Raw genomic sequence first — 3,298 nt, 5'->3', positions numbered from 1 at the left:
AACGAAGTAGTCATTAATGCAAAAGACAATCCAGCAAACGAAATCATACGCAAAGCAATTGCTAACAAAAAAGAAAATTCCGAAAAAACGGCACGCTACAAAGCTGACTTTTATTCCAGAGGCATTTTTAGAATTAAAGATGCTCCAAAAACGATATTGGGTCAAAAATTCGATTTTTTTGATGAAGTATTAGACTCTACTCGCAGTGGTATTCTATATCTATCGGAAACCGTTTCAAAAATCACTTTCCAAAAACCCGATAAAATGAAGGAAGTCATTGTGGCTTCAAAAGTAAGTGGTAATGATAACGGTTTCAGTTTTAATAATGCAGATTCTGCGAATTTTGATTTTTATGAAAATTACCTTCCTTTCCAAATTAATGTGGTTTCACCCATTGCCGATAACGCTTTCAGTTATTATAAATACAAATTTGAAGGTTCCTTTTTTACCGAAAACCGTCAGCAGATTAACAAAATAAAAGTTATTCCACGTCGTGATACCGAACCTACCATGGAAGGTTATATTTATATAGAAGATGATTCCTATTCTATTTATGCCGTAGATTTAGCTATAAATGGCAATCAAATGCAAACACCTGCTATTGATAAACTGATACTTAAACAAAGTTTTAGTTACAATTCCAACAATAAAATTTGGGTGAAAAATACACAAACCATTGATTTTGTTGCCGGTTTACTTAGTATAAAACTAAACGGACGGTTTACTTATGTCTATTCTAATTTTGAATTTCCCAACCAATTTGATAAGAAAACGTTCTCCAGCGAAGTATTGAAGTTCGAAGAAAATGCCAATAAAAAAGACAACGATTTTTGGAATACCATTCGCCCTGTGCCATTAACAGAAGAGGAAACCACCGATTATATGAAAAAAGATGTTCTGCAAACCAAAAAGAAATCCAAACCCTATTTAGACTCCATTGATAGCAAGAAAAATAAATTCAAATTTATGGATGTTTTGATGGGATACAGTTATAATAATTCATTCCAAAAATGGTCATTGAATTATGATGGCCCATTGATGACAATCAGTTTCAACACGGTTCAAGGTTGGAAACTAAATGCCGGATTGTCCTACGTCAAAAGAGACGAAGAAAAAAGAACGTACACCAGAATAGGTTCTCGATTTGATTATGGCTTTTCAGAAAACAAACTATGGGCTACAGTTAATTTTACTCATAAGTTCAACAATAATAACAACAGTACCATTAGCGTTAATGGCGGAAGTTCCATCAATCAATTCAATGCCAATAACCCAATTTCAAATTTGGTGAACATGGTGAGTACGTTGTTTTTCAAAAACAATTTCATGAAGTTGTATGAAAAGAATTTTGTTTCTGCTTTTTATGGTAGAGAAGTTGTCAATGGTTTTTACATGAACGTAAATGCGGAATATGCTGAACGAAAACCGTTGTACAACACCACCGATTATACTATTATAAAAAGTAACGATTTGTATACTTCCAACAATCCGCTTGACCCAACAAATGAAACCACAGCTGCTATAGAAAAACATAATCTAGTCAAAGCCAATGTGCTGATGCGTTTTAATTTTGGGCAAAAATATTGGACAAGACCCGATGGAAAATTCAATATTCCAAATGACGATTATCCTTCCTTGACTTTGGGCTACGAAAAAACATTTGCTGCCACCGATAAAAATTATGAATATGATTTGATTATGGGAAGAGTAAATTATGATGTAACACTAGGAAACAAAGGGTTACTTCAAATAAACAGTAAAGCTGGAAAGTTTTTTAATGCCGACAATATTTCGTTTGTAGATTACAAACATTTCAACGGAAATCAAACTCATATTGGGCAAACAGATAGTTATACTAATGTCTTTAATTTTTTACCCTATTATACTGCCAGCACCAATGACAGTTATTTTGAAACCCATATAGAACACAACGACAAAGGGTATTTGATGAATAAAATTCCGTTGTTGAAACTTTTACAATCGCAATTGGTTCTTGGATTTCACAATCTTGCCATACAAGAGCGAAAGCCCTATCAGGAGTTTACAGTAGGATTGGATAATTTAGGTTTTGGAAAATATAGATTTCTGCGTTTGGATTACATCCGTTCTTATCAAAACGGTTATCAAGGTGACGGCGTAATTTTTGGATTGAAGTTTTTGAATATCATAGATTAATTTACTATATCCTATTCTCGTAGGGTATAGGTCTACAAACTATTTTACTATGTGCTACGCTCGTAGGGTATATAGCTACAAACTATTTTACTATATCCTACGCTCGTGAGGTATAGGTCTACAAGTTGTTGGATGGCATTCCCTCATCAGGGGATATATATCTACAAGTTGTTGGATGGCATTCCCGCATCAGGGAGTATATATCTACAAACTACTTTACTATGTGCTACGCTCGTGGGGTATATATTACCAACTATTTGAAAACCTGATACTGTACAAAAAAAATGTGTAACCCTAAAAATCTTAGCGTAATTTCCTGACTTCGCGGTAAAACAAAAAAATCCCCATCTCGTTAACAAACGAGACAGGGATTTTAGTACTATTTAGTCTTAATACTTAATACTCCATTCTATCATCTCCCAACTTCGTACTTCATACTCCGTACTTCGTATTTCGATTATCTTTTCACTACTCTAACCGTTCTCGTTTCCTCGCCTTGGGTTACAGTAACATTGTAAACCCCACTTGGATAACGATCTCCGATAGTCATAGTCTCTAACTCATTAACTTGAGCTGTATGTTGCTCAATCAATCTACCTACCATATCGTATACTTTGATAGCAATTGGTGTGCTGTCTACAGAAGTAGTAACATCTATATTAAAACCACTTGCAAATGGGTTTGGATATGCTGTAGCACCAAACGGTACTTTAGCTGTTCTGGCTACAAATGTAGAGATATCACATCCTCTTCCTTCTGGTCCAAACACGCCACCCAATTGTACCGATACCGTTACTACGTAGTTCTTGTTAACTGTAGCACCTGTGAACATGCCCAAGGTAAAGTTAGCCACGGTTCTATTGATAGAAGCACCTACTTGTACCAAATTCTCATCTACTTGTTCAAATAATGATACTCTGTAAATAGTGGCACCTGAAACAGGAACTATCGTTAACGATTGAGTTAATGTAGTTGATGGCATTCCACACAATGCTGGTGTAACCTCGGTGGTTGGGAATATTTGTGTATTCAAAATACAATCTGATCCATAACCTGACCATAATTCTGTACCATTGTTCACTAGTTTGTATTGTACTGATACCGAATACGAAGTACTGAACTG

At 35.1% G+C, this 3,298-nt stretch carries 2 protein-coding genes; one reads left to right on the top strand and one right to left on the bottom strand.

Translation table 11 applies throughout. The annotated features are described in order from the left end of the window. On the top strand, window positions 1–2,175 hold a 2,175-nt coding region (locus ACK5ON_RS05485; RefSeq protein WP_409820642.1), incomplete at its 5' end, for a DUF5686 family protein. Between the two features lie 457 nt (window positions 2,176–2,632). Here the strand turns inward: ACK5ON_RS05485 and ACK5ON_RS05480 are convergent. After that, window positions 2,633–3,298, bottom strand: a 666-nt coding sequence (locus ACK5ON_RS05480) for a T9SS type A sorting domain-containing protein (RefSeq protein ID WP_409820640.1), incomplete at its 5' end; no start/stop codon positions are given.

This window comes from Flavobacterium sp. (assembly GCF_046317795.1).
GTDB lineage: Bacteria > Bacteroidota > Bacteroidia > Flavobacteriales > Flavobacteriaceae > Flavobacterium.
The sequence above is the reverse complement of the archived record's forward strand: the minus strand, read 5'-3'. Positions and strand labels throughout refer to the sequence as shown.